At 40.7% G+C, this 1,537-nt stretch carries 1 protein-coding gene; it reads right to left on the reverse strand.

Going from position 1 to position 1,537, the window contains the following annotated elements; all coding sequences use genetic code 11:
- Window positions 1-73: 73 nt before the first annotated feature.
- Entirely contained in the window at window positions 74-1,453 is a 1,380-nt protein-coding gene (locus tag B5F29_RS16180) for an IS4 family transposase (protein ID WP_087155614.1), read from the reverse strand.
- Between the last annotated feature and the right edge of the window lie 84 nt (window positions 1,454-1,537).

Consider the following 1,537-nt stretch of genomic DNA (forward strand, 5'->3'; position numbering starts at 1 on the left):
ACTAAGACTTCCCATACCCAAAATGGGCTTCGCACCTTGAAAATTCAATACTTCAGCTAACAAAAATAGCGATTTATGCCACTATAGCCTCTGGATGGAGTGCATTACGCAGATATTTCGGTAGTCTTGCTTCGAAATCAGCAGTAAAAGCTGTCAATTGCTCATCACTGAGCTTTAAGATTTCCTGAAGGCTTGCCATTAAGGCATCCATCAGGATGCCAAGTGATCTGCTGAAAGTAATGTCTGCCATTTCATCAACAAGGAAGAAGAACAACTCGCCAAGAGTTCTCTGATCTTCATTTTGACGCTGCTCCATTGCAAGTAACATATATCTGGTAAACACAATGGCCACGTGGGCCGTCAGTGCATCATAGGATAAACTATGGCATTCTCCAATCAGATTCAGCATAGATTTGCAGGTTTTGAAGAAAACCTCAATCTGCCAGCGCTTTCCATAAATACGGATAATCTCTTCTTCGGAAAGGGTCGTATCTGTACAGATAAAAGCAAGCCAGTCCTTGCGATTCGCTTTGTTCCTTACGCAAACGATTTTCGCTGGAATAGGATTCTCCTTTCCTACCATAACGTCAACAGAAAGCAGATACTTTGATCTGCCACGGCGTTTTTTGTTCCGGGAATAGATCTCTTTGATATTCAACTGCTCACCACAGTATGAATATTTGATACGGCTGCTTTTCTTAATCATAGCAATCACGTCCATATCTTTTGAATGGATGGCTGTGATCTGTGCCGGGTTGGAAAACCAGGAATCAAAAAGGACATAATCAGCTTTCAGTCCTGCACTGAGGGCAGTATCCAACAGGGTCATCATTGCTTCTGGCGCTTTTGTCTGAGCAAGCTTGCGTCTTTTCCCTGCAATGGTTCTGTTATCAAAGTTCATTACTGGGCCGATGATATTTGTATCTTTTGCAGATGCTAACAGGCAGCTGTTTACCGGAATCAGTGTATTTCCATCACTCCAGCTTAAGGTAAGCATCCGAAAACCTTTTTTGAAATGCATATCGGTGTGGTCGAAAACCTTTGATGCCAGTTCTGTTTTCTTGCAGCTGGTACGATTAAAAAGGCTGTCATCAATGATGAAAACATTTTTCCTGTTATCATCCGTTAGATCTTTGAGATCATTATTTACGATATCAGCAGCAAGAAGAGAAGTAAAACGGAGCCAGTTTGTTTTTACCGAATTAAGGAAACGATAAAAAGTGTTCTTTGAAAAATCTTCCTTAAAAGAGCCGGTCCGTTGCTGCATATACATACTTCTTCCGACAAAAATGTTGCTGAGTTTGTAACGAAGCAGAGAAACAGGTGAAACACCCTTTTCTTTCATCCCATTACATCTGGCAAGAAGCTTGCCAACATGATGTTTGGAAAAAAATCTCTGAACACAGTCAATTAAGTCGTTCTCATCGAAATGGTTTTGTGGTATACTGGACATGGCATAAATCTCCTTTGTAAAAATGGTTTCTAGTCAATTCCATTATACCAAACGGAACAGGTTTATGCCTTTTTTATTGGCTGA

It is taken from the genome of Lachnoclostridium sp. An196 (assembly GCF_002160135.1).
Lineage (GTDB): Bacteria > Bacillota > Clostridia > Lachnospirales > Lachnospiraceae > Hominiventricola > Hominiventricola avistercoris.

What these genes read in the sequence shown, in the direction of transcription:
- B5F29_RS16180 (WP_087155614.1), bottom strand. Translation starts at nt 1,453, where the DNA reads ATGTCCAGTATACCACAAAACCATTTCGATGAGAACGACTTAATTGAC.